The following is a 25,708-nucleotide window of genomic DNA, read 5'->3' as shown; positions in this document are numbered from 1 at the left end:
GACGTGAGGAGCCAGGCTGCGGCGCTTATCGGCCGGCTTTTAATTTCTGGTAATATTCTTCATAAAGGCGGCTCGCATCGCCGACGTCGTTTTGCCATTCACCTTTACTGATGGTGTCGGCATCCGGATAGAGCGACTTATCGTTGGCCACGTCAGGCTTCAACAGCTTACGGGCGGCCAGGTTTGGCGTCGGGTAGCCGATGGTCTCGGCAACCTGCTTCGCCACGTCCGGGCGTAACAGGAAGTTAATGAGCTTCAGGGCACCGTCAACGTTTTTCGCATTCGCAGGAATAGCCAGGCTGTCCATCCAGAAGATGCCGCCTTCTTTTGGCCAGACAACCTCCAGCGGCGTACCGGCCTGACGGGCAACCCAGGCAGAGCCGTTCCATACCATGCCGAGATTCACTTCACCTTCCATATACGGGTTCGCCGGGTTATCGGAGTTGAACGCCGCCACGTTAGGCATCAGTTTTTTCAGCTCGTTATAGGCCGCCTCAATCTCTTTCGGGTCCGTTGTGTTGCCCGAGTAACCCAGCTTGCGCAGCGCCACCTGGAACACTTCACGGGCATCGTCGGTTAACAGCAGGCTGCCTTTGTATTCAGGCTTCCACAGATCGGCCCACTGGGTCACGGTTTTAGGATCGATTGCTTCGCTGTTAACGCCGATGGCGGTCGCACCCCAGATGTACGGAATGGAGTAGTCGTTGTTCGGATCGAACGGTTTGTTGAGCATCTGCGGATCGAGGTTGTTGAAGTTGGTCAGCTTCGACTTGTCGATCTTCTGGATCATGCCCTCTTTACGCATCTTGTCGACGAAGTAGGTCGATGGCACCACCAGATCGTACGCGCCGTCCTTGTACGTTTTAAGCTTGGCGTACATGGTTTCATTGGACTCGTAGGTGGAGTAGATGACCTTAATGCCCGTCTCTTTGGTGAACTGCTCCAGCAGACCCGGCGGCACATACTCAGTCCAGTTATAGAAGTAGAGTGTTTTGCTGTCATCAGCGTGCGCGACGCCCATTCCGAGCACCAGTGCCGCAGCGGCAAGCATTTTTTTCATTTCATTGTCCCCTGAGATTTTGTTTTATCACGAGCAATAATCTGGCTGGCAATCACCAGTACCAGTGAGAACACCAACAGTATGGTCGCCAGCGCGTTCACCTCTGGCGAGACGCCGACTTTCACCATCGAATAGATTTTCAACGGCAGAATTTCATAGCTCGGCCCGGTCACGAAAGAGGAGACCACAACGTCATCCATCGACAGGGTGAAGCTGAGCAGCCACCCGGCCGCGACGGCGGGCATGGCCAGCGGCAGGATAATTTTGCGCAAAATGGTCATCTCGCTGGCACCGAGATCTTTCGCAGCCTCCAGCATACGCACATCAAAGCCTTTCAGGCGTGCAAAGACCGTCACCACCACAAACGGCAGGCAGAAGGTGATATGGGAAAACAGCAGCGACCAGAAGCCGAGCTGGACACCCAGCAGCATAAACAGCACCAGCAGTGAAATCGCCATGACGATATCCGGTGACATCATCACCACAAACAGCATGCCGCTGACGAACGGTTTGCCGCGAAAGCGATAGCGGTACAGCGCCACGGCGGTGAGCGAACCAATCAGCGTGGCGAAGGTTGCGGAAAAAATCGCCATGGTTAATGAGTGCTGCGCGGCCTGCAGCAGGCTGTCGTTGTTCATCAGCAGGCTGTACCAATTGGTGGTAAAGCCCTGCCAGTTGATCCCGAAGCGTGAGCTGTTAAACGAGTTCACGATCAAAATGATAATCGGGATATACAGGTAAGCATAAATAGCGGTCATAAAACCGCCGCGAAGCAGTCGACCGATCATTCGAGTTCCACCTTCTTATTCAGCAATCGCGAAGCGCGCCAGTAAACCAGCAGCATCAGACCCATCACCACCGTCAGCGTAATGCTGGTGGCGGAGCCGAATGGCCAGTCGCGAATGTTCAGGAACTGGCTCTTAATCACATTGCCGATCAGCAGGTTTTTCGCGCCGCCCATCAGGTCAGAAACATAGAACAAGCCCATGGCCGGGAGCATCACCAGCAGACAGCCCGCGATAATGCCGGGCATCGTCAGCGGAATGATAATGCGGATAAAGGTCTGCAGCTTATTCGCCCCCAGATCTTTCGCCGCTTCCAGCAGCGGTTTGTCCAGCTTCTCAATGCTGGAGTAGAGCGGCATCACCATAAACGGCAGCAGGATATAAACCAGACCGATAATGACTGCGCCAGGCGTAAACATGATGCGGATTGGCGTATCAATCACCCCCAGCCACAGCAGAAACTCGTTAAGATAGCCTTTGGTGCTGAGGAAGATTTTCAGCCCGTAGATGCGGATTAAGGAGTTGGTCCAGAAGGGAACAATCAGTAAAAAGAGCAGCAGCGGGCGGATTTTTTGCGGCAGACGCGCCAGGAACCACGCGAAGGGATACCCCAGCACCAGGCAGGCAACGGTGGCGATCAACGCCATATTCAGCGAGTGCAGCAGCACATCAAAATAGAGCGGATCGAGCAGGCGCGAGTAGTTATCCAGCGTAAAGACCAGCGCCACGAAGTGGGCATCGTCGCGGGTCAGGAAGCTGGTGGCGATGATCATCAGGTTGGGTAAAAAGACAAACAACACAAGCCAACCGACGATCGTGGCAATCACCACATTCTGGAATTTACTTGTGTTCTTCATCAGCCAGCACAACCTCCCAGCTTTCTACCCAGTTAATCACCATTTTTTGATCGAGCGAATGATCGAAGTCCGGGTCGTCCTCGTTAAAGAACTCGCTGACCATCACCATCTTACCGTTTTCCAGTTCGACAACGGATTCCAGCGTCATCCCTTTGTAATTACGCTCGCGGATATAGCCGATCAATCCTTCGGCTTGCACATTGCCGTGGATCTCCTCGACGCGCAGATCTTCCGGGCGTAACAGCACGTTGAGCTTTTGTCCCTTCTCAACGGCAAAGTTAACGGTGATATTGCACTCGCGGCCTTCGACATTCGCCCGAACGCGCTGCTCATCCAGACGCTCGATAACCGTGGCGTTGAAGATATTGATCTCGCCAATGAAGCTGGCCACAAACAGGTTTTTCGGCTCTTCGTAGATTTCACGCGGCGTGCCGTCCTGCTCGATTTTGCCATCGCGCATCACCACGATACGGTCGGACATGGTGAGTGCCTCTTCCTGGTCGTGAGTGACAAAGACGAAGGTAATGCCCAGCTTACGCTGCAGGGCCTTAAGCTCGTTCTGCATCTGCTTGCGCAGTTTGTAGTCCAGCGCGGAGAGGGACTCATCCAGCAGAAGCAGACGCGGTTTGTTGACCACCGCACGGGCGATGGCCACACGTTGCTGTTGGCCACCAGACAGTTGATGCGGTTTGCGCTGAGCAAACTCCTCCAACTGAACCATTCGCAGCGCTTCTGTTACGCGCGGCGGGATCTCGCTGGCCGGTGTTTTTTGCATCCGCAGACCAAACGCAACGTTTTCAAACACGGTCATGTGCGGGAACAAAGCATAGCTTTGAAAGACGGTGTTAACGTGACGATCTTCAGCGGGGACCTGGGTAATGTCCTGCTTTTCAAGGTGGATATGGCCGCTATCGACGCTTTCCAGCCCGGCGATAAGGCGCAGTACGGTTGTCTTGCCGCAGCCAGAAGGGCCAAGCAGCGTGAGGAACTCACCATCATTGATGGTCAGGTTGAGGTCGGAAATGACATCTTTACCATCAAAACTTTTACGAATTCGTTCCAGTTGCACCAGCGGTGAACGTGAACGGGATTGAGTATTCAATTTTTGCGCTGTCCCATATAGACGCTCCGGGCAGCAGACCGAAGCGGGGTTTGTGTGTAACCACCTTGGTGACTCGTAATGAGGGCGGACATTCTACGGCAAACCACGGGAATCGCCAATCCTTGTCACTGATTCATAAGCTACATTTACTGACGTACAACGATATAAACGTAATATATTCTCGTTTGCGGGATAAAAGTGACCTGACGCAATATTTGCGTTTTGATGCTTATTGATAATGTTGTCACAAAAAGTGAGGGTGACTGCATGGATAAATTACTTGAGCGTTTTTTACAGTACGTTTCGCTGGATACCCAATCTAAACCGGGTGTCCGCCAGGTGCCAAGCACCGAAGGCCAGTGGAAGTTATTAAATCTGCTCAAAGAGCAGCTTGAGGCCATGGGGCTGGTCAATGTCACCCTGAGCGAAAAAGGCACTGTGATGGGCACGCTGCCTGCCAACGTCTCCGGCGATATTCCGGCGATTGGCTTTATCTCCCATGTCGACACCTCTCCGGATTTTAGCGGTAAACATGTTAATCCGCAGATTGTGGAAAACTACCGTGGCGGTGACATTGCGCTGGGAATTGGTGACGAAGTGCTCTCGCCGGTGATGTTCCCGGTGCTGCACCAGCTGCTGGGGCAGACGCTGATCACCACGGATGGCAAAACGCTGCTGGGGGCGGATGACAAAGCGGGTATCGCGGAGATCATGACGGCACTGGCGGTGCTGAAAGGAAAAAATATTCCACACGGTGATATCCGTGTGGCCTTTACGCCGGATGAAGAGGTGGGCAAGGGGGCGAAACATTTTGATGTCGAGGCCTTTAACGCGCAGTGGGCCTATACCGTTGACGGCGGTGGCGTGGGCGAACTGGAATTTGAAAACTTCAATGCCGCGTCCGTGACCATCAAAATTGTGGGTAACAATGTCCATCCCGGCTCCGCCAAAGGTGTGATGGTAAATGCGCTGTCGCTGGCATCCCGTATTCATGCGGAAGTCCCGGCGGATGAGAGCCCGGAGCAGACCGAAGGTTATGAAGGTTTTTATCACCTGACCAGCATCAAAGGCACGGTGGACAGCGCGCAGATGCACTACATCGTGCGTGACTTTGACCGTAAAGCGTTCGAAGCACGCAAGCGTAAGATGATGGAAATCGCGAAGAAGGTGGGTAAGGGGCTGCACCCGGACTGCTATATTGAGCTGATTATTGAAGACAGCTACTACAATATGCGCGAGAAGGTGATGGAGCATCCGCATATCCTGGATATCGCGCAGCAGGCCATGCGCGACTGCGATATTGAACCGGTGCTGAAGCCGATTCGCGGCGGCACCGACGGTTCGCAACTGTCCTTCATGGGATTGCCGTGCCCGAATCTCTTTACCGGGGGATACAACTACCACGGTAAGCATGAGTTTGTGACGCTGGAAGGGATGGAAAAAGCGGTGAAGGTGATTGTGCGGATTGCGGAGTTAACCGCGAAGCGTTAAGACATCGCCCGGTGGCGCTTCGCTTACCGGGCCTACGGGAACAGGTAGGCCGGGTAAGGCGTAGCCGCCACCCGGCAATACATTACAACTCAGTCCTCAAAGAACCAATACCCGCTGTTGACCAGCGCGGCAAGCATGGCGAGGAAAGAGGGATCTTCCAGGGCGTCGCCAAAGGTATCGGCAGTCAGTACCAGATGGCTGGCGATGGCTTCCAGCGCCGGGCGATGCGGAGAATCCAGCTTCTCGCCGTTGACGAAGACATCTTCACAGATGCGTAGCACGCGTAACCCACCCAGGCGAACCAGCTTGTCACCCTGCTGCAGCGCATCATAAATCTCGTCGGCCTGGTATGGCGGCTCCGGAGGCGCCACATCCAGCTCGTGACGTGACTGGCTGATAAACTCACCAAACCACTGTCTGAAATGTTCCGGCTCGTTGATCAGATCCAGCATCATGCCGCGCAGCTTATCCAGCTCTGCTGGCAGAATGTCTGCCGGATGCTCGCGGGAAGGCACATCCGGATCGCTGTAGCGATGGCTGCCCAGCTCGCGTTGCAGAACGTAATCGGCAAAACCGCTGATCATCTCGCGACCGCTTGGCGCGCGGAACCCGACGGAGTAGTTGAGGGAGTTTTCCAGCGAGTAGCCTTCATGCGGGAATCCAGGCGGGATATAAAGAATATCACCCGGCTCCAGCTCTTCGTCGATGATCCCGTCAAACGGATCTACCTGAAGCAGGTCAGGATGCGGGCAGTGCTGTTTCATTGGCACTTTTTCACCCACTCGCCAGCGGCGGCGGCCGGTCCCCTGAATGATAAACACATCGTACTGATCCAGATGCGGACCAACGCCGCCCCCTGGCACGGAGAAGGAGATCATCAGATCGTCCATTCGCCAGTCGGGCAGGGCGCGGAACGGGCGCATTAAGGCTGCCGTCGGCTCGTGCCAGTGGTTGACTGCCTGCACCAGCAATGACCAGTTATTTTCACCGAGGTGATCGTAGCTTTCGAAAGGACCGTGGCTGACCTGCCATTTTCCATCCTGGTGGCTCACCAGGCGGCTGTCGACTTCGTTTTCCATGGCCAGGCCGGCCAGTTCGTCAGGCGAGATAGGGTCGACAAAATTGCTGAACCCGCGCTTAAGAACCACCGGGCGTTTCTGCCAGTAACGTTCAATAAACTCGGGCCAGTTCAGTGCTAAGTGATAATCCATATTTTTTTATTCCGCAGGCTCTTACTGAGTCGGATTATAACGGAAGCGCAGGAGCCTGGGTGCGAGATCCGCGCATTTTTCACATAACGGGCTAACTATCGTTCGATGTGGGCTGCTGACGGCCAAAAATCACTTCCATTCTGGCACCGCCAAGCAAACTTTCACCGGTTTCGATTTTGCCATCGTACTGGTCGACAATCTCACGAGCGACTGATAACCCTACACCCTGACCGGGACGCAGTGTATCCGCACGCTGACCGCGATCAAACACCACGTCACGTTTGTTGCGCGGGATCCCCGGGCCATCGTCCTCAACAATGATGTGCAACTCGTTGTCCGTCTGACGGGCGGAAACCTCCACGAACTCCAGACAATATTTACAGGCGTTATCGAGCAGGTTACCCATCACCTCCATGAAATCATTTTTTTCGCCGACAAAGCTGATTTCCGGGGAGATATCGAGGCTGATATTAACCCCTTTGCGCTGATACACCTTATTCAGCGCAGAGGTCAGGTTATCCAGTAGCGGTGCCACAGGGTGCAGTTCCCGGCTCAACAGGGCGCTGCCGGCACGCATACTGGCGCGATGGAGATAATAGCCAATTTGCTGCGAAATACGGCTGATTTGCTCCAGCATTACCGGCTCGGCTTCATCGACGCTCATCCTGGAACTGCGCATGGAGCGCAGGGTGCTTTGCATCACGGCCAGCGGGGTCTTCAGGCTATGAGTGAGATCAGTCAGCGTGGTGCGGTATTTATCGTAGCGTTCGCGTTCACTTTTCAGCAGACGGTTGAGGTTACGCACCAGGCTCGTTAACTCGCGCGTGGTCTCTGGGTTGAGCTTCTCACGGTGATGCTCCTCCAGCTCACGGACCTCTTTCGCCAGTGATTCTATCGGGCGCAAACTCCACCAGGCGGCAATCCACAGCAGCGGTATGACCAGCAGCAAATTGGCGGCCAGTACATACACGAACCAGCCCCAGACCCGATAAGAGCGTTTAAGCTCGACGGGGATGGTATCCACCACCACGATGGTGAGCTGAGGCATATTGGTGGTGGCGGGATAAAGATTGATGGCGACGGAGTGGGTCATCTCCGTCTCGGCGTCATCGGCGCGGATCTCATTGAGCTTTTTCTGCAGAGAGCGATCTTCTCGCAGCAAGGTGCTGGTGGTATTCAGGTCGGCTTCGATTTCATGAAATCCATTGGTTTTCAGCCATTCCGGACGAATACGTTTCACCAGCCATGGCACATCACGCTGCGCCCAGAGCAGTTTCCCTTTTTCATTGTAAATCAGTGCCATTGTCGGGCTTTGCTGGTTCAGGTTTTCCGGCATTTCGACGGTGATCTTATTGTTTTCCCATCTGGCCAGGGTATAAAACAGGTTACTTTCACCGCGCAACAGTCGAAACGTTGTTTTATCAAAGCTGACGCTATAACCGACCAGCGCCACCATGCCATAAGAGAGCGATAGCACCAGCACAACGGCTGCCGTGGCCAGCAAAAAGCGAACCCGCAGCGAAAGGGGCAGAAAGTGCCGCAAAATTCGTTTCATTTAGCGTAATTCGAACAGGTAGCCCTGACCACGTACGGTAGTGATCACATCCTGCGGGTACTGCGCCTGGATTTTCTTACGCAAACGCCCCATCAGCACATCAATGGTGTGGCTCTCACGCAGTTCGGCATCCGGATAAAGCTGGAGCATTAAGGAATCTTTGCTGACCACTTTGCCGTTATTACGGATCAGCGTTTCCATGATGGTGTATTCGAAGGCCGTCAGCTTGATCACTTCGTTGTTGATGGAGAATTCACGGCGAGAGAGATCCACCTGGAATGGCGGAAGGGAAATAACCTGTGAGGCCAGTCCGCTGTTGCGGCGTAACAGCGCCTGCATACGCGCGGCCACTTCTTCAATATGAAACGGTTTGGTGACGTAATCATCGGCACCCGCGCTGAGCACTTCAACTTTGTCCTGCCAGCCTTCACGGGCGGTCAGTACCAGTACCGGAAGGGAGACGTCATGGCTGCGCCAGCGGCGAATTAACGACAGCCCGTCTTCGTCAGGTAACCCGAGGTCAACGATGGCGATATCCGGCAGGTGTTCATTGAGATAATAATCGGCTTCTTTTGCATCTTCAGCATCGTCCACCTGATGTCCCATCTCCTGAAGCTGTACCTTCAGGTGATGACGTAGCAATGCGTTATCCTCAACAACCAGTACGCGCATCATCTTTCTCCCAGAGTAAATAGTATGAATAGTTTAACGCTGATTATGTTGTTGTGGAGATAAACATTGAGTAAACCGGGGAAAAAGCAGCCCCCTTTTCGGGCGAAAAGGGGGAGGAGTGGATTACTTCAGCTCGTCGACCATGGTGATGGCACGGCCAATGTAATTCGCCGGCGTCATCTCTTTCAGGCGGGTTTTCTCCGCTTCCGGCAATGCAAGGCTATCGATAAACTGCTTCATACCTTCCGCATCGACACGTTTACCGCGGGTAAGTTCTTTCAGTTTTTCGTACGGTTTTTCGATGCCATAACGACGCATCACGGTCTGGATCGGCTCGGCCAACACTTCCCAGTTGTGATCCAGTTCGTCCAGCAGACGATCGCGGTTCACTTCCAGTTTGCTCACCCCTTTCAGGGTCGACTGATAGGCGATCAGCGCATAGCCAATACCCACGCCCAGGTTACGCAGAACGGTGGAGTCGGTCAGGTCGCGCTGCCAGCGGGAAACCGGCAGTTTGCTCGCCATATGCTGCAGTACGGCGTTGGCCAGACCCAGGTTGCCTTCGGAGTTTTCGAAGTCAATCGGGTTCACTTTGTGCGGCATGGTTGAAGAGCCGATTTCGCCGGCGATGGTTTTTTGTTTGAAGTGGTTGAGCGCGATATAACCCCACACGTCACGATCGAAGTCGATCAGGATGGTGTTGAAGCGAGCGATGCAGTCAAACAGCTCAGCGATATAGTCGTGTGGCTCAATCTGAGTGGTGTACGGGTTCCACTGAATACCCAGAGAGGTTACGAACTCTTCACTGAACTGATGCCAGTCCACTTCCGGGTAGGCGGCGATATGGGCGTTGTAGTTACCTACCGCCCCGTTAATTTTGCCAAGGATTTCAACCTGCTCCAGTTGACGGTACTGACGCTCCATACGGTACGCCACGTTAGCCATCTCTTTACCCATTGTGGACGGGGTGGCTGGCTGGCCGTGAGTACGGGAGAGCAGAGGAATATCACGGTATTCCGCAGACAAGGCTTTCACCGCGTCAATGATTTTACGCCAGTAAGGCAGAACCACCTCTTTGCGCGCGGTGGAGAGCATCAGCGCGTGAGACAAGTTATTGATGTCTTCAGATGTACAGGCGAAGTGAATGAATTCAGACACCGCATGCAGCGCAGGGACGCTCGCCACTTTCTCTTTCAGGAAGTACTCAACCGCCTTTACGTCGTGGTTGGTGGTACGTTCAATGGTCTTGATGCGTGCAGCATCTTCTTCATTAAAGTCAGCAACGATTTTATCAAGGTAATCGTTTGCCTGGGCGTCAAAAGCAGGAACTTCCTTGATTGCTGCCTGGGCGGCCAGCTTTTGCAGCCAGCGTACTTCAACCTGAACACGGAACTTCAGCAAGCCATATTCGCTGAAGATCCCGCGCAGCGCGCTGACTTTATCGCCGTAGCGTCCATCGACAGGGGATACGGCGGTCAGTGAGGATAATTCCATAATTCGCAACTCCGGGAGGTTAACAATGAGCAAGAATTTGTTTTGCCTGAGTCGTCAGGCGATTACGAGAAAACATTAACTGCAGGCGGCCACCGCCAACCTGATGCCACAGCACGGCGGCACGGATACCGGCCAGCAGCGAGGCGCGCACTTTTGCCTGAACCTGTGGGCTTTGCAGTACGGCAGGTGAACCGGTGACCTGAATGCGTGGGCCGAGTGGGCTGATAACATCGACATAAATACCGGCCATGGCGCTCAGCAGCGTTTCAGACTGCAGATCAAAATGGTCGAGCTGACGCTGCAATCCGGCAATGCGGTCGCCCAGCGTATCCAGCGCGCCTTTTGCCGCACTCAGTTTACGTTCCAGCACCATCAGGCTTAACGTATAGCGGGTGAGCTCCGCATTTAAGCCCTGACGGCTGCTGGCGTTAAGCACGCCAAGCAAGGTTTCAAGACCGAGACGAAGATTGGTTTCGCTGCCACCGAAGACACCCAGGGTTGAACCGGGGTTGAGATCGATAACGCTATTGAGCGAAACGTGCAGCGCGTCAGCGTCGCAATGACCCTGATGCGCCAGCTGTTGCACCAGACGGGCTGACTGGCAAATTCCTGCCAGGGCCAGGGTGATGTCATAATAGTTCTTCGCCACACGGTCTCCTTTATGTGTGCAATCGGGTTAAACAGCGGTCAGCGGCAGGCGCTGTTCAATGATCCCGCCGCCCAGGCAGATTTCACCGCTGTAGAAGACGGCAGACTGGCCCGGGGTAACGGCTGCAACCGGCTCGTCAAAACGCACGTCAATGCGATCGTCATCCAGCGCGGTAAGGGTGCACGGGATGTCCGTCTGACGGTAGCGCGTTTTTACCGTGCAGCGCAGCGTACCTTTGAGTGGTTCACGATCGACCCAGTGCAACTGCTGTGCGATAAGGCCAACGGACATCAGACGCGGATGGTCGTGCCCCTGAGCGACGATCAGAATATTGTTTTCGACATCTTTGTCGACCACATACCACGGATCTTCGCTACCGTCTTTGGTACCGCCAATGCCCAGGCCTTTACGCTGGCCGAGGGTGTGGTACATCAGCCCCTGATGCTGGCCAATTTCGTCGCCATCGACCGTGACAATTTTGCCCGGCTGCGCAGGCAGGTAGCGACCAAGGAAATCGCGGAATTTGCGCTCGCCAATAAAGCAGATACCGGTGGAGTCTTTTTTCTTCGCGGTGATCAGATCCAGCGCTTCAGCAATTTTACGGACTTCTGGCTTTTCCAGCTCGCCAACCGGGAACAGGCTTTGTGCAATCTGTTCATGGCTTAGCGTATAAAGGAAATAGCTCTGATCTTTATTACCGTCCAGACCGCGCAGCAGCTGGCTTTTGCCGTTCACATCGGCGCGACGCACGTAGTGACCGGTCGCAATATAGTCTGCGCCCAGATCTTCCGCCGCGAATTCGAGGAAGGCTTTAAATTTGATCTCTTTGTTGCACAGAATATCCGGGTTCGGGGTACGGCCCGCTTTGTACTCTTCCAGGAAAAGCTCAAACACGTTATCCCAGTATTCTGCCGCAAAATTTACGGTGTGCAGTTCAATGCCGAGTTTGTCGCACACGGCCTGCGCATCGGCGAGATCCGCAGCGGCAGTGCAATATTCTTCGCCATCATCTTCCTCCCAGTTCTTCATGAACAGGCCCTCCACCTTATAGCCCTGTTGTTGCAACAGGTAGGCGGAAACGGAGGAATCGACACCGCCGGACATGCCGACGATCACTTTTTTCTGGCTGTTATCTGACATGGAATACTCACGACATTGAACTTCAAGGCGGCGTATTCTATCACGCCCCCCCACCATTGACACCCTCTGTAAACGGCCAGTTAAATTCTCCGATGACCTCCAGCGGCAAGCGTGCGCCTGACTGCCAGCAGCGGATGCTTTCGGCAACCAGCGGTGAGCGCAGGTTTGGCGCGTTCAGGATCTCGTCGGCGCTGACCCACAGGCAGCGATCGATATCGTCATCGTGCGGTTCAGTGGCGCACGTTTCGCTAAGCTCAACGGCAAATAAAAATCGCAGGAACGGCGTGTGGTCGGGGGCAATCCACTGGTGCATGCGGATAAAATGTTGCGGTTCGGCACGGATACCCGTCTCTTCCCACAGTTCGCGCTTCGCGGCCTGCAGCAGCGTCTCGTTTGCTTCGAGATGCCCGGCAGGTTGATTCCACAATGCTTTACCGTTGATGCTCTCTTCCACCACCAGGAATTTCCCCTGTGCATGAACCACACAGGCGACCGTAACATGAGGTTTAAACATAGTGACTCCTTAAGGGGCAACGTCCCGCCATTCACCGTTAGCCAGGGCATCCAGCGTGTAGCTGCCCATGGCATAGCGAATCAGACGCAGGGTAGGGAAGCCCACGTGGGCGGTCATGCGCCGAACCTGTCGGTTGCGGCCTTCATAAAGGGTGATTTTGAGCCAGCTGGTAGGAATAGATTTGCGCTCGCGAATGGGCGGGTTGCGCGGCCACAGCCACTCCGGTTCATTCACGCGTTCAATCCCTGCGGGCAGGGTGGGGCCATCGTTTAACGTCACGCCGTTGCGTAATGCCGCGAGCGCCGCTTCATCCGGCTCGCCTTCCACCTGCACGTAGTAAATTTTGCCGGTACGTTTTCCCGGCTGTGTGAGTTTCGCCTGTAAGGCGCCATCGTTGGTTAAAACCAGCAGCCCCTCGCTGTCACGATCCAGACGACCGGCGGCATAGACACCCTGAACGGGGATGTAATCCTTGAGCGTGCTGCGCCCGGCTTCATCGGTAAATTGCGGCAAAACATCGTAGGGTTTATTGAACAAAATGACCCGCTTTGGCTGGCTTTCCTGCGGTCTTCTGGCGGCTTGTCGCGAGCTGAATCGCTCAACCCGGTGTTTTGTAAAAGAAGTTTTCTTCATGGTATTTTCAGGCGTTATCAATTGCCGCATTATAGCCTAATAACGAAGACCTTTCATGGCGTCGGACAATCAGGTACTATCGAAGGGCTCATTACAATTTATTAACATAAGATCAGTAACAACCAGAAGCGCTCGAAGGAGAGGTTAATGGAAAGCAAAGTAGTTGTTCCGGCGGAAGGTAAAAAGATCACCCTGCAAAACGGCAAGATTAACGTTCCTCACAATCCGATCATTCCATTCATCGAAGGTGATGGTATCGGTGTAGACGTTACCCCGGCAATGCTGAAAGTGGTTGATGCCGCTGTTGAGAAAGCCTACAAAGGCGAGCGTAAAATTTCCTGGATGGAAATTTACACCGGTGAAAAATCTACTCAAGTTTATGGCCAGGACGTCTGGCTGCCAGCCGAAACGCTGGACCTGATCCGCGACTACCGCGTTGCTATTAAAGGCCCACTGACGACGCCAGTTGGCGGCGGTATCCGTTCTCTGAACGTGGCACTGCGTCAGGAGCTGGACCTGTACGTATGTCTGCGTCCGGTTCGTTACTATCAGGGCACCCCAAGCCCGGTTAAGCATCCTGAACTGACCGATATGGTTATCTTCCGCGAAAACTCAGAAGACATCTACGCGGGTATCGAATGGAAAGCCGACTCTGCTGACGCAGAAAAAGTGATTAAATTCCTGCGCGAAGAGATGGGCGTGAAGAAAATTCGCTTCCCTGAGCATTGCGGTATCGGCATCAAGCCGTGCTCCGAAGAAGGGACCAAACGTCTGGTGCGCGCGGCAATTGAATACGCGATCACCAACGACCGTGACTCTGTGACCCTGGTTCACAAAGGCAACATCATGAAGTTCACCGAAGGCGCGTTCAAAGACTGGGGTTACCAGTTGGCGCAAGAAGAGTTCGGCGGTGAGCTGATCGACGGCGGCCCATGGCAGAAGATCAAGAACCCGAACACCGGCAAAGAGATCATCATTAAAGATGTGATCGCCGATGCGTTCCTGCAGCAGATCCTGCTGCGTCCAGCGGAATACGACGTGATCGCCTGTATGAACCTGAACGGTGACTACATCTCTGACGCCCTGGCAGCACAGGTTGGCGGTATCGGTATCGCCCCAGGCGCGAACATCGGTGACGAGTGCGCCCTGTTCGAAGCCACCCACGGTACTGCACCAAAATACGCAGGTCAGGACAAAGTGAACCCAGGCTCTATCATCCTGTCCGCAGAAATGATGCTGCGTCATATGGAATGGTTCGAAGCCGCAGACCTGATCGTTAAAGGTATGGAAGGCGCGATCAACGCCAAAACCGTTACCTATGACTTCGAACGTCTGATGGAAGGCGCTAAACTGCTGAAATGTTCAGAGTTTGGCGACGCGATTATCGCGAATATGTAATCCACTCGCTGGGTTAGTAAAGAACGGGAGCCAGTTGGTTCCCGTTTTTATTGTTGTTTTTCGTATTCTTATCAATAGCTTATCAAAACCCTTTCTTAAGCAGATGTTATTTCCTGTTCTCTCTGCATCTGCCACAACAATTTAGGGCAGGGTGTATTCGCTACTGTAGATATAAAAACTGTATTCGCATTTCACTTCCCACTTATCAAAAATAAACAATTCCGAATTTCATTTCCTCAAAATCCTTTATCCAGGAATGACTGGTTCGTGTTAGTACCCTTAGTCAATATATAAAAATAAACATTTTGTTGTGCAATTAAAACTTTTGCATGTGTATTTATATGCTGGTAACACAATTTTATCTCTGTATATTTAAGAGAAATTATTGGAGGAACTATGCATAAATTTAATCTAGCAGCTGCTTTTCTTTTTTTGGGCGCTTTTACCATGCCAGTATCTGCCAGTAATTCAATGTCTATAAACTATGCTGCAGGCAAAGAGAGTGGGGCCGAAAAGATGCATGGCATGAATGTGATGTTTAAACACGATATGGGTAATTTTGCACTGGTCGCATCAGGTTCTTATATACAGAACACCAGTGGTTCCGGGGACTCTTATTTGAAAAGCAAATATGCATCAATTATGCCTGGGCTTGCTATTAATATCACACAAGATATAAATTTATATGGGCTTGCTGGTATTTCTTGTGGTTCAAAAATGAAACCTGATCAAAGTCATGAGATTTATGGGGCAGCTTTTGGTGCTGGTTTGTTTTACAACTTAACAGACAATATTCAATTAAATACAGGATATGAATTGGGTCTTGTTGATAACAAAGGAATAGATACTTTCATCATTGGGATAGGATATTTGTTCTGACGTTGAAGGTGAATGAAATGATATCAAAAAAAATAATAAGAATATATGTTATTACTGATAACTATTTTTTATATTACGGCATCAGGGAGCTCATTTACGATTCTAAAGTATTTGAATCTTATACATATAACGTTGAGCAAACCACTAAGCTTCCAGCTCTTATTTTTTATCATAAGTATCATACTCAAGATATCATCATTACAGATAATTTCTTACATTGTTACGCAGTTTCAAAATATAGACCGGAAAAAACGTTAATTTTGCCATGTAATTATGATTTGGAGAAATATATAGAGTGTTTTAATGATTTAACAAACCAAGATTATCTTCACAGTGCGCTTTATTTTAAAAAACTATCATCGAAAGAGACCCTGCTATTAACTTTATTTTCGGAGGGAGCAACAGATGACAAAATTGCTATTATGCTTAATATAACAAAAAAGACAATCAGCTCTCATAGGCGTAATATTTTGCAAAAATTAAACTTGAAAAATAGGCATGAATTGTATATGTATGCTTTGGCAACAAAAGAAGGGTTGTATGAACACGTATAATATAATATCTATTTTATCGATAATGGTATTGATTCCATTTTCAATTTATTGTTTTTATGCTAATTATCGCATCAATGAAAACAAAAGAATTGCATCAGAAACAACACCATTATGGCGAAAGATATTTCTGCCTCCTAAATGATTAGTATTTTAATGGTAGGTTTTTGATATTTAGTAACTTTCCTCTGTGAATATTAATATATCCACCATCATTCAAATCTTTTAAGACTTTATTTAATGAACTACGAGAAATTGAGCTTCTGGATAAAATGAACTTGAAAACTGAAATTTGAGATCTTTCATTCTCTGGTAATTCCCATATGGCTTCTAAATTGTTTTTTATAATATCGTAGGCATTTTTTGATGAAAATCTTTGGTCTCTTTTGAAAAAGTTTAAAGTGATTTCACAAGTCATTAAGAAAAAATGTTTCCACAGGTTATTACTATCAGCCAAATAATCCAATTCCACAGTTGAAATTGCTGTGAAAGTTGCATCCGTTGAAGCTCGAAAGTAATGGTAATCATCCTTTTCGAACATAAAGATTATCCCTAAAATATAGGGCGCATATACAGTGAAAATTAAAATATCGTCTGCTTTCCTATAAATGTCTACTCTTCCTTCTGTGAGAAAGTATACATGTGGTTTATTATTAAGCGTGAAGTTTATTCGTTGTCCATTTGATGCATAAATGCGCATAAACTTGTTAGATCCTTCAACAATCTCTAAGATATGGTTAAACATGGTGTGAAGCCTCTGCTACTATTTTCATTCTTAAAGTTTGATGTTAGGTAATCATATAACCTTTTTAGAAGATGGCAAGTTTAAATTTAAATATGTGTTTGTGTAATTATACATAATTTAATTTTTATAGACCAGATCATCAAAAATAAGTAAGTGCTGAGCTCGTAAAATTTTATCAACCTATCATTATTAATAGTCGATTCGAAGATGGCTTTATGTTATTTGAGCGTGATTTTTTGAGTTAATGATTTACGTGGGAATTAATTTTTATATAGGAATGATATACGACTGTTTACTATTTATTGGTATTGCTCAAAACAACTCTTTAATTCTATATAAATTGATGCTTAACACTTAAAGAATCATCTCATTTTTAAGTTGGGTTGAGTATCAAAACGGGGACTCGATATGTTGTTTCTATTGTTATGCATAGCCTTATTGATACTAATAGCAGTTGTTTTTTATTTTATTCGATCGAATAAAAACAGTATGGATGTAACTCAATTCATAGATTTACTTTATAGAGATGATGAAGAGAAATAAATATTTATATGAGGTTGAGTAAGTGTTAAGCAAAACTCAAAAGAATTTCTTGTGGATGATTGCAGAAAAAACAATCGGCGTAGTGGGTCTTTTCTTTATAAATGCTTTGGTGGCTAAATATCTGGGGCCTGTGGTAATTGGTCAAATAGCAATTGCAACTGCTATTTTTCAAATTGTTCAGGTTGTTGGGGTGTTTGGCAGCGATAGTATTTTCTATAAAAGAATAAGCATAAACTTGATTAGCGGCATACAATTAATGATGCCTATATTTATGTTGAGAAGTATAATATTTATCTTTTTTGCAAGCGTTTGCATACTGTTTTTAAATGTGAGAATGGATTTAACAGGTATAACATTAGTGCTGTCAATCTGTACGGCGTATTATTTTTACACTATTGATACTTATACAAGCTTTAATGAGTCACTGCTGAACTCTAGAGTTAATGCTATTGCAAACGTAGTTGGACTTATTTTCGGCTTAGTAGCCAGAGCATTAATGGTTAGATATAAAGTGCCGATTATCTATTTTGGATTACCTCTTATAATGATAAGTGCTATTCCTTATTTTCTAAAATCATATATATTTAGAAAGCAATTTAAAGGGATGGTAACAGTTAAGTATAACGAGCTAAAAAAAAGATTATTCCATCTGAGTTATGCTGGAAGCATTCTTGTTATCCCTTCAATCATTTCATCAATCTATCCAAGGTTGAATGTGCTTATAATCTCTTTTTTATATGGTAATCATGATGTCGGTATTTATTCAGTTTCTCAAAGCATTGCAACGAGTTGGAGTTTCATCTTATTATCGTTGTTGACTTCTTGTCTTCCGTCTGTTTTTCGAGAGAAAAATAATCAAAAAATAATTAGAGTAGGGGCTAAATTACATTTAAATATTATTTTATTATCGATTCCAGTAATGTTGGTGATTACATTTTCAGTAAACTTCGCAATTCTCTATCTATACGGGGAATCCTATAAGGAGTCAATAGCACCCTGCATTTTGTTATGTTTCTCAACATTATTATCTACACTTGGCATGGCTTCATCAAAAATAATAATTAAGTTTTCTGGGTATAGGTTTTTATTATGGAAGACTATATTTATATTGGTTTTAAGTCTGGTGCTTTCTTATTTCTTGTCTATCAGGTTCGGATTAATGGGTGCTGCATCAGCGGTTATCATTACTGAAGTTTTTTCTCTGACAGTTATCAACTATTTGTTTATGCAGGGATTTATATTACTGGTCCATATCGAGATGTTTAAAATTATTTATGTATATTTCCGGAGGGTGTTTGGAATGAAAAAATTAGATGGAAGTTAATTAAGTGCAGCCTCAAAACTGAGTCAAATTAAAAAAGCCTTCTATGATTTATCTTTAATGGTGCGCTGTTCAATGACAAATAAAAGCGTCCTCGAAAACCATGAAACAGACTCATTTCATAGGTTTCAGGACGCTTTAGAGTGAGTGATGGTCAGATGAAACGAGCTTTCTCCGCCCATTTTTTTGGGAATCCCGGCGCGCATAACGCCGGCTCGATACTCATTACTTCTGCATCTGCAATGTTATGAATTATAAAGGGGTCATCCTGAAGAAAGTTATGAATATCGCTGATGTTATCCCCCTGAAAAAGAATGAAGCCGCCAGTACCATTGCTGAGCGGGCCGGCAAAAAGAATTGCTCCTTCATCAAACCCCCTCAGCAGCCATTGTTTATGTGCTTCAAGATGATCAGAAATCGCATCAGGTTGTGTCAGGTAACTCAGCGTGACGGCGTGCAACATGGTTTATTCCTTAGCGGCAGAAACGTTATTAATGGCTTGTGGTATTAAAGAGAAAGCACGGGATAGTTCTCTGAGCTTTACTTCCTCCCCTTTAGATGCGCCTTCAGCCCGGACAAACACAACATTTGAGATGCCCAGGAAGCCCAGAAACTTACGCAGAAATTGCTCCTGAAAGTCCATTTCTTCAAATGCCGTACCGGCATAAAAACCACCCCGGGCTGAGGCTATGATGACTCTTTTTTCCCCTGCAAGACCAACAGGGCCTGTTGGGGTGTAGTTGAAGGTTTTCCCTGGCTGCGCGATTCTGTCCATCCAGGCTTTTAATTGGCTGGGAACGGAAAAGTTGTACATTGGCGCTCCGATAACAATCACCTCGCTTTCAAGAAACTCAGAGACCAGAGCATTTGATAATTCTCGCTCAGAGTCCAGGCGAGTTGTAGTTGCAGGTCGTCCGGTAACAGGTCTGAATTCTGCAGCGATTTCCCCGGTGAGATGGCTGATTTCGTCTTTTACAAGATCCCGGTAAGTCAGTTGATTCCCCTGACTGGTTGCCATCAGTTGTTTCACTGTTTCAGCCGACAACTGTCGGGTTACTGAAAATTCATAATTGATACTTGAATCAAGATGGAGAATTTTCATTGCATATCGTCCTGTTGTGTAAGGGTCAGTGGATACTCTGCGCAGCATTTTCAATCAGTGCTGCAACCTCTTTGGGATGAGAAATCATGGATAGATGATCTGAGTGAATTCGTGTGATATGTGCGCCTGCTTCACGGGCAAAACTTGCCTGTACTAACGGGTTCAGTGCGTTGTCGTTTTCTGTGATGAGATACCAGGAGGGTTTCTTTCTCCAGGCTGCCGCATTCACTTTTTCGTTAAAAGCGGCAGCGGCGATAGGCTGTTGCACCGCAGAAATCAGAAGGCTCTGTTTCATGCTTAGCTCATTAGCCATAACCTGATGAAACAACTCTGGCTTATCAAGCCAGATGAGGCCGTTTTTATCGGCTTCCATACCTTTCATGGGGGCATTGAAGTGCGCAAGTGCGTCAGAAACAGACTGATTGCTGTCCGGAACAAGGGCGGACAAATAGACAAGCCCCTTTACGTTATTCGCATTACCAGCCTGGGTGATCACCGCCCCTGCCCATGAATGGCCAACGAGCAGTACGTTACCATTTTGACGCTCAAGTACACGCCCTGTTGCAGCCACATCCTCTCGTAAGGATGTCAGGGGATTCTGAACAGCAGTAACGTGGTAGCCCCGGTCCTGCAGGAGAGCGATGACGGCTGACCAGTTCGATCCGTCACCAAAGGCACCGTGAACCAGCACGATATTTTTTACACCCGAATCCTGTGCCATAAGCGGCGGGTTGCTCATAAATAAAAGACACAAAGCAAATACTCCTTTTCGCAGCGCGACCGACATTAAATTTTGCTTACGCATAACTCTATTTCCCGTATTTCTCAGTTTCAGGCAGTGTAATCATGCTGACAGGGGGGTATGAAGTGTCATTAATGACAGGTAACATGCGAAATAAGACATTCTTTGACACTGGGGTTAAAATGCGAGTTGCGTTACTTGCGCTTCCGGGCAACATGCGTTCGGCGCTGGCAGGGCTGGCTGATATGTTTTGGCTGGCGAATCAGGTGATCAGGCTAAACCCTACAGTGAGTCCTGAAATATCCAGGGCTAATCCATTTTTTGACGTCAGGACGATTACCGCGGATGGGCAGCCCGTCAGGGACGTTCAGGGACGAATCATTGAAAGTGATGGCTCATTTAATGAACCTGACAACTTCGAGCTGATCATTGCCAGCGGTATGCAGTTGGATGAGCAAAGATTTCCGGCTGACAGAGCAGCTGTATCGAGTGCAGCCGAGTGGTTGAAAGTTAAGTATTCAGAGGGAAGCTGTATTGCCTCAGCATGTGCGGGCGGTTTTGTACTGGGAGAGGCGGGTTTACTCAACGGACGGATCTGCACCACTACGTGGTGGTTATATCCAACTTTCGCTGAACGCTATCCACTTGCAAAACCCATATGGGGAAAAACCCTGGCCGAACAGGACAATGTAATAACCGCGGGCGGCCCGCTTTCATGGGTCGATCTGGTTATATACCTCGTACGCAAACATGCTGGTAATGAGCTGGCAAAATTGACAGCTGACATGGCCGTTGCTGACAGCCAGCCTTTGTCACAGCAAATCTATGCGCCCGCAGGTTTTCTCAACTCAAGACATCCTCTACTGACTAAAGCAGAGAGTCTGCTTCGTTATCAGAACCCTGCAATGACGGTAAAGCAACTTGCTGCAGCTCTGAATATGACGACCCGCACGCTGAACCGTAAAATGAAAACGCTCATCCAGGAAAGTCCGAAAGACTTCATTACGCGGGTTCGTATTGAAACTGCATCTGTGCTTCTTGAAAGCCCGGGAAAAACTATTTCACAGATTGCAAATATTTGCGGATATAGCGATGAAACTGCTTTCCGGCGCGCTTTTAGCACCATGATGGGGATGTCCCCCGGAAGTTTCAGAAAGCGGCTTTTGACAACGACCCCTTCAAATTCTGGCTGCGAATGAGCGGCTATTGTTGGCTTATCAACGGCGTGATTGATCTGATGAATGGGCTGGCCATCCGTCAATATCATGTTGTCCTCTGAATATAAAAGTGTGGCGCTGACAGATTCCCACTCGAAAGCGAACGCTGTGAAAGTTCAGTTTTTTTCGGATTGTCCTAATACTACTCGCGGTCAATAAGCCTGACGGTTGACGAATGGTTGGCGTGTTTGGTTTTACCTGATGTCGATGTGGAAAAGATATCCGGCATGACGTTAGCAGTCATAAATACTTTGGGAATGGACGCAACTGTTCGTATTATGTCCCTGAAAGATTTAATCAGGAGAAAATGATATGGAAGAGGTTATTTATGTTATCGATGATGATGATGCATACCGGTCGTTTGTTGTTCAGTTCTTAACCGCCGCGGGCTATCAGACGTTTGACTTCAGTAATGCCGAAGAATTTTTATCCTTTCCCATCGTTGATCACCCTTCATGCTTAATCCTTGAATTAAACCTTCCTCGTATGAATGGCTTTGGCGTGATGGATGCACTGAAAGCACGTGGATGCGCTATACCGGTACTCATTCTGACGAAGAGCAGCGCAATCCCTTCCTGCGTTCGGGCAATGAAAGCAGGCGCCCGGGATTTTTTGACCAAACCGGTCGAACCTGAACAACTTTTGCGCGTGGTGAATGAGGTACTGATCGACGCGACAAACCATTTTCTGGAACAGCAACGGTTATTTGAACTGTGCAAAAATTACCAGGCGTTGACACGACGTGAGAAACAGATTTTTGAGATGGCAATTAATGGCTTGCAAAATAAACAAATCGCCTCAGATCTGGGGATAACAGAAATTACGGTGAAGGTCCATCGACGCAGGGTGATGGATAAAATGCAGGTACGTACGTTAGCGGATCTGGTACATGCTGCCGGAACTTTGCAAATCGGTAAATCCTGCTGCCCACCCCGCAAGCTTTATTGATTAAGCGGAGAACATCATAAGTCTAAACTACACTCATTCAGATTATTATCCCCAGGTTCTGTTGATTTTTGCTACCCTACGAGAGGTAACGCCTCTCATCTGAAGCGGTCTACGATAATGGAATAAATTAATTATGAGTGGAAATGATCCTATCCCAAAGAAGTCTACAAGCCAGATTAACAAAGCGGTATTCTTTACATCTGCTTTGTTAATTTTCCTTCTTGTCGCCTTTGCCGCAGTATTTCCGGAGATGGCCGACAAAAAATTCAAACTCCTGCAGCAACAGATCTTCACGAATGCCAGTTGGTTCTACATTCTTGCTGTCGCCCTGATTTTACTGAGTGTCACTTTCCTCGGTCTTTCTCGTTACGGTGATATCAAGCTGGGGCCGGACCATGCCCAGCCTGACTTCAGCTACCATTCCTGGTTTGCGATGCTTTTTTCAGCAGGGATGGGCATCGGCCTGATGTTCTTTGGCGTTGCCGAACCAGTGATGCATTACCTGTCGCCACCCGTCGGCACCCCTGAAACCGTTGCTGCAGCGAAAGAAGCCATGCGCCTGACGTTCTTTCACTGGGGACTGCATGCATGGGCCATCTATGCCATTGTGGCGCTGATTCTGGCATTCTTCAGCTACCGTCACGGTCTGCCTTTAACGCTTCGTTCCGCACTCTATCCGATCATTGGCGATCGCATCTACGGTCCTGTCGGCCATGCAGTCGATATTTTTGCCGTGATAGGGACTGTCTTTGGTGTTGCGACATCGCTCGGTTACGGTGTTTTGCAGGTTAATGCCGGTTTGAACCATCTTTTCGGGGTGCCCATTAATGAAACGGTGCAGGTCATTCTGATTGTAGTGATCACCGGGTTAGCGACGATTTCAGTGGTATCCGGTCTGGACAAAGGAATACGTATCCTGTCTGAGCTCAACCTGGGCCTGGCGGTTTTGCTCCTGGCGCTCGTGTTATGTCTTGGACCAACAGTGCTTTTACTGAAATCATTCGTGGAAAATACTGGCGGTTATCTTTCGGAATTAGTGAGTAAAACGTTTAACCTTTACGCCTATGAACCGAAATCAAGCAACTGGCTTGGTGGCTGGACGTTATTGTATTGGGGATGGTGGCTTTCCTGGTCGCCATTTGTCGGTATGTTCATCGCACGCGTATCCCGTGGCAGGACAATTCGTGAGTTTGTCACAGGCGTGCTGTTTGTTCCCGCAGGTTTTACCCTCATGTGGATGACGGTGTTTGGTAACAGCGCCATTTATCTCATCATGAACCAGGGGGCAACAGACCTGGCAAATACCGTCCAGCAGGATGTCGCGCTCGCCCTGTTTAATTTCCTGGAGCATTTCCCGTTTTCTTCAGTGTTGTCATTTATTGCAATGGCGATGGTCATTGTTTTCTTTGTTACATCAGCTGACTCCGGGGCAATGGTTGTCGATACGCTGGCATCGGGTGGGGTCGCTCACACGCCTGTCTGGCAGCGAATTTTCTGGGCCTCGCTCATGGGGATTGTGGCTATCGCACTGCTGATTGCGGGTGGACTGAGTGCGCTGCAAACCGTGACAATTGCGAGTGCATTACCCTTCTCAGTGATCTTATTGATCTCAATATATGGACTGTTAAAAGCCCTGCGTCGGGATTTGACCAAACGGGAAAGCCTGAGTATGGCAACGATTGCGCCGACGGCAGCCCGTAACCCTATTCCGTGGCAGAGACGGTTGCGCAATATCGCCTATCTGCCGAAGCGTTCTCTGGTGAAACGCTTTATGGACGACGTTATCCAGCCTGCCATGACGTTGGTTCAGGAAGAGCTGAACAAGCAGGGGACGCTGAGTCACATCAATAATGCGACTGACGATCGTCTTCGGCTTGAGGTTGATTTAGGCAATGAGCTGAACTTTATTTATGAAGTAAGGCTTCGCGGCTATAATTCGCCAACTTTTGCTCTTGCCGCAATGGATAATGATGAGCAACAGGCAGAGCAACACCGCTATTATCGTGCAGAAGTGTATCTGAAAGAGGGCGGTCAGAATTATGATGTGATGGGCTGGAATCAGGAACAGCTTATCAATGACATACTTGACCAGTACGAAAAACACCTCCACTTCCTGCACCTGGTTCGTTAATACAAAATGCCGTCTGCCGGGACGGCATTTATTTTGCCACTGACTGTGAGAGACTGCCCAATGTTAGCAACTACACTGATCGTTATTGTTGCGTTAATCCATCTCTATATTCTGGTGCTGGAGATGTTCCTGTGGAACACAAAAACAGGTCAAAAGGCCTTTAATCTAACCCCCGACTTTGCGCGTGAAACCCGCGTACTGGCCGCGAATCAGGGGCTGTATAACGGTTTTCTGGCGGCGGGGCTGCTCTGGGGACTCTGGCTCGGTGAACGCGGCGTCCATGTGACCGTCTTTTTCCTGAGCTGCGTGTTCATTGCCGGAATGTTTGGGGCAGCGACTGCCAGTCGAAAAATCCTGTATGTTCAGGCTATACCGGCTCTCGCTGCCTTACTTGCGCTGCTTCTCTGAGCCAACACTATGGTCAACGTGACGCGTCCGATATACTCGGTGCATCACCCGCTAAATGGCAGACAAGAGACTGTTTATGAACAACGATATCCCGCTTAAATATTATGACATCGTCGATGAGTATTCGACGGAAACCGCGGAGCCGGTCAGTGAGTCAGAGCATGACGCGCTGGCGCACTATTTCCAGCTGCTCCTCACTCGTTTAAGCAACAACGAGGAGATAAGCGAGGAAGCCCAGCAGGAGATGGCCAGTGAAGCCGGGATCCGCGCGGCACGCATCGATGATATTGCGAACTTTCTCAATCAATGGGGCAACGAGTAGCCCGCTTCAGACTCCGGTATGCTGATGCTTTGCCAGACAGCTCAGCATTACGCTATCGGACCACATGCATTTTTTTCGCAACCCAGGTGAAGAGGGTTTACCGATAAACAGGGCAAAAATAAACACCAGGCAAAAGAGTACCAGGGGAAACAAAAAGGGCATTTTCACAGTGTTGACCCAATAAAAGTGTATTTCACGGTAATCTACCGTCTGATTGTGACGAATATGTTTTGGGTGA

26 protein-coding genes are annotated in these 25,708 nt (G+C 49.0%); 10 read left to right on the top strand and 16 right to left on the bottom strand.

Features of this window, described 5'->3' with window-relative positions:
- Positions 1–25: 25 nt before the first annotated feature.
- Genes potD through potA form a run of 4 tightly spaced genes read right to left on the bottom strand, consistent with a single transcriptional unit; the run spans position 26 to position 3,804 of the window.
- Positions 26–1,060: a spermidine/putrescine ABC transporter substrate-binding protein PotD gene (gene potD / locus NQ842_RS15400; protein ID WP_014831469.1), complete on the bottom strand. Its 1,035-nt coding sequence runs from the start codon at positions 1,058–1,060 to the stop codon at positions 26–28.
- Positions 1,057–1,848, bottom strand: coding sequence for a spermidine/putrescine ABC transporter permease PotC (gene potC / locus NQ842_RS15395; protein ID WP_046888567.1), 792 nt, complete (start codon positions 1,846–1,848; stop codon positions 1,057–1,059). The genes potD and potC overlap by 4 nt, the downstream gene beginning before the upstream one ends.
- Positions 1,845–2,702 carry a spermidine/putrescine ABC transporter permease PotB gene (gene potB, locus NQ842_RS15390; RefSeq protein WP_013097090.1) on the bottom strand — a complete coding sequence of 286 codons (858 nt, stop codon included), beginning with the start codon at positions 2,700–2,702 and terminating at the stop codon, positions 1,845–1,847. Before potB ends, potC begins: the two co-directional genes overlap by 4 nt.
- Positions 2,686–3,804, bottom strand: a complete 1,119-nt coding sequence (potA, locus tag NQ842_RS15385) for a spermidine/putrescine ABC transporter ATP-binding protein PotA (RefSeq protein WP_203462123.1) — start codon at positions 3,802–3,804, stop codon at positions 2,686–2,688. Before potA ends, potB begins: the two co-directional genes overlap by 17 nt.
- A gap of 267 nt (positions 3,805–4,071) precedes the next feature.
- Here potA and pepT point away from each other — a divergent pair, with 267 nt between their 5' ends.
- On the top strand, positions 4,072–5,295 hold the full coding sequence (pepT, locus tag NQ842_RS15380) for a peptidase T (protein ID WP_046888565.1): 1,224 nt from the start codon (positions 4,072–4,074) through the stop codon (positions 5,293–5,295).
- Positions 5,296–5,384: 89 nt separating this feature from the next.
- On the opposite strand, the gene NQ842_RS15375 is transcribed toward pepT, so the two are convergent.
- The 8 genes from NQ842_RS15375 to rluE form a co-directional block, all read right to left on the bottom strand.
- Complete coding sequence (locus NQ842_RS15375) at positions 5,385–6,506, bottom strand: cupin domain-containing protein (protein ID WP_194516372.1); 1,122 nt, start codon at positions 6,504–6,506, stop codon at positions 5,385–5,387.
- Between the two features lie 91 nt (positions 6,507–6,597).
- Positions 6,598–8,061, bottom strand: a complete 1,464-nt coding sequence (gene phoQ / locus NQ842_RS15370; RefSeq protein ID WP_014831473.1) for a two-component system sensor histidine kinase PhoQ — start codon at positions 8,059–8,061, stop codon at positions 6,598–6,600.
- Complete coding sequence (phoP, locus tag NQ842_RS15365; protein WP_014831474.1) at positions 8,062–8,733, bottom strand: two-component system response regulator PhoP; 672 nt, start codon at positions 8,731–8,733, stop codon at positions 8,062–8,064.
- A gap of 123 nt (positions 8,734–8,856) precedes the next feature.
- Positions 8,857–10,227 (bottom strand): adenylosuccinate lyase, encoded by a 1,371-nt coding sequence (purB, locus tag NQ842_RS15360; protein ID WP_014831475.1) that lies wholly within the window; start codon positions 10,225–10,227, stop codon positions 8,857–8,859.
- A 19-nt stretch (positions 10,228–10,246) separates the two neighbouring features.
- A complete protein-coding gene (gene hflD / locus NQ842_RS15355) occupies positions 10,247–10,876 on the bottom strand; it encodes a high frequency lysogenization protein HflD (protein ID WP_014169611.1) in 630 nt (209 codons plus the stop codon).
- A gap of 27 nt (positions 10,877–10,903) precedes the next feature.
- On the bottom strand, positions 10,904–12,016 hold the full coding sequence (gene mnmA / locus NQ842_RS15350; protein ID WP_014831476.1) for a tRNA 2-thiouridine(34) synthase MnmA: 1,113 nt from the start codon (positions 12,014–12,016) through the stop codon (positions 10,904–10,906).
- Between the two features lie 40 nt (positions 12,017–12,056).
- Positions 12,057–12,530, bottom strand: a complete 474-nt coding sequence (locus tag NQ842_RS15345; protein ID WP_050861093.1) for an NUDIX hydrolase — start codon at positions 12,528–12,530, stop codon at positions 12,057–12,059.
- Positions 12,531–12,539: 9 nt separating this feature from the next.
- Entirely contained in the window at positions 12,540–13,193 is a 654-nt protein-coding gene (gene rluE / locus NQ842_RS15340; protein WP_014831478.1) for a 23S rRNA pseudouridine(2457) synthase RluE, read from the bottom strand.
- A gap of 117 nt (positions 13,194–13,310) precedes the next feature.
- On the opposite strand from rluE, the gene icd reads away from it, so the two are divergent.
- The 3 genes from icd (at position 13,311) to NQ842_RS15325 (ending at position 15,994) form a co-directional block, all read left to right on the top strand.
- Entirely contained in the window at positions 13,311–14,561 is a 1,251-nt protein-coding gene (icd, locus tag NQ842_RS15335) for an NADP-dependent isocitrate dehydrogenase (protein WP_013097077.1), read from the top strand.
- 396 nt (positions 14,562–14,957) lie between these two features.
- Entirely contained in the window at positions 14,958–15,440 is a 483-nt protein-coding gene (locus NQ842_RS15330; RefSeq protein WP_050859539.1) for an outer membrane beta-barrel protein, read from the top strand.
- Between the two features lie 17 nt (positions 15,441–15,457).
- Positions 15,458–15,994 (top strand): LuxR C-terminal-related transcriptional regulator, encoded by a 537-nt coding sequence (locus tag NQ842_RS15325; RefSeq protein ID WP_050859540.1) that lies wholly within the window; start codon positions 15,458–15,460, stop codon positions 15,992–15,994.
- Between the two features lie 142 nt (positions 15,995–16,136).
- On the opposite strand, the gene NQ842_RS15320 is transcribed toward NQ842_RS15325, so the two are convergent.
- Positions 16,137–16,736 carry a helix-turn-helix domain-containing protein gene (locus NQ842_RS15320; RefSeq protein ID WP_047362196.1) on the bottom strand — a complete coding sequence of 200 codons (600 nt, stop codon included), beginning with the start codon at positions 16,734–16,736 and terminating at the stop codon, positions 16,137–16,139.
- 565 nt (positions 16,737–17,301) lie between these two features.
- Between NQ842_RS15320 and NQ842_RS15315 the strand changes: the two genes are divergently transcribed.
- The gene (locus NQ842_RS15315) at positions 17,302–18,603 is read left to right on the top strand and encodes an oligosaccharide flippase family protein (protein WP_257256048.1); all 1,302 of its coding nucleotides are present in this window, start codon (positions 17,302–17,304) and stop codon (positions 18,601–18,603) included.
- A 151-nt stretch (positions 18,604–18,754) separates the two neighbouring features.
- Here NQ842_RS15315 and NQ842_RS15310 read toward each other — a convergent pair whose 3' ends face one another.
- The 3 genes from NQ842_RS15310 to NQ842_RS15300 are packed head-to-tail and all read right to left on the bottom strand — an operon-like array spanning position 18,755 to position 20,507.
- On the bottom strand, positions 18,755–19,063 hold the full coding sequence (locus tag NQ842_RS15310) for a YciI family protein (protein WP_014831483.1): 309 nt from the start codon (positions 19,061–19,063) through the stop codon (positions 18,755–18,757).
- A gap of 3 nt (positions 19,064–19,066) precedes the next feature.
- Positions 19,067–19,702 (bottom strand): FMN-dependent NADH-azoreductase, encoded by a 636-nt coding sequence (locus NQ842_RS15305; protein WP_050859542.1) that lies wholly within the window; start codon positions 19,700–19,702, stop codon positions 19,067–19,069.
- A gap of 25 nt (positions 19,703–19,727) precedes the next feature.
- On the bottom strand, positions 19,728–20,507 hold the full coding sequence (locus tag NQ842_RS15300; protein WP_257256047.1) for an alpha/beta hydrolase: 780 nt from the start codon (positions 20,505–20,507) through the stop codon (positions 19,728–19,730).
- A 71-nt stretch (positions 20,508–20,578) separates the two neighbouring features.
- Here NQ842_RS15300 and NQ842_RS15295 point away from each other — a divergent pair, with 71 nt between their 5' ends.
- The 5 genes from NQ842_RS15295 to NQ842_RS15275 all read left to right on the top strand — a co-directional run bounded on the left by NQ842_RS15295 (position 20,579) and on the right by NQ842_RS15275 (position 25,470).
- Positions 20,579–21,643, top strand: a complete 1,065-nt coding sequence (locus tag NQ842_RS15295) for a GlxA family transcriptional regulator (protein WP_043951756.1) — start codon at positions 20,579–20,581, stop codon at positions 21,641–21,643.
- A 330-nt stretch (positions 21,644–21,973) separates the two neighbouring features.
- Positions 21,974–22,609: a response regulator transcription factor gene (locus NQ842_RS15290; protein ID WP_194516371.1), complete on the top strand. Its 636-nt coding sequence runs from the start codon at positions 21,974–21,976 to the stop codon at positions 22,607–22,609.
- Between the two features lie 133 nt (positions 22,610–22,742).
- On the top strand, positions 22,743–24,740 hold the full coding sequence (locus NQ842_RS15285) for a choline BCCT transporter BetT (protein WP_063427454.1): 1,998 nt from the start codon (positions 22,743–22,745) through the stop codon (positions 24,738–24,740).
- A 60-nt stretch (positions 24,741–24,800) separates the two neighbouring features.
- Entirely contained in the window at positions 24,801–25,148 is a 348-nt protein-coding gene (locus tag NQ842_RS15280; protein ID WP_047362191.1) for a DUF1304 domain-containing protein, read from the top strand.
- 76 nt (positions 25,149–25,224) lie between these two features.
- On the top strand, positions 25,225–25,470 hold the full coding sequence (locus tag NQ842_RS15275) for a YmjA family protein (protein ID WP_046888554.1): 246 nt from the start codon (positions 25,225–25,227) through the stop codon (positions 25,468–25,470).
- Positions 25,471–25,708 lie beyond the last annotated feature (238 nt).

This window comes from Enterobacter cloacae complex sp. R_G8, from assembly GCF_024599795.1.
GTDB classification, from domain to species: domain Bacteria; phylum Pseudomonadota; class Gammaproteobacteria; order Enterobacterales; family Enterobacteriaceae; genus Enterobacter; species Enterobacter dissolvens.
This window is presented reverse-complemented; position numbering and strand designations above follow the sequence as displayed.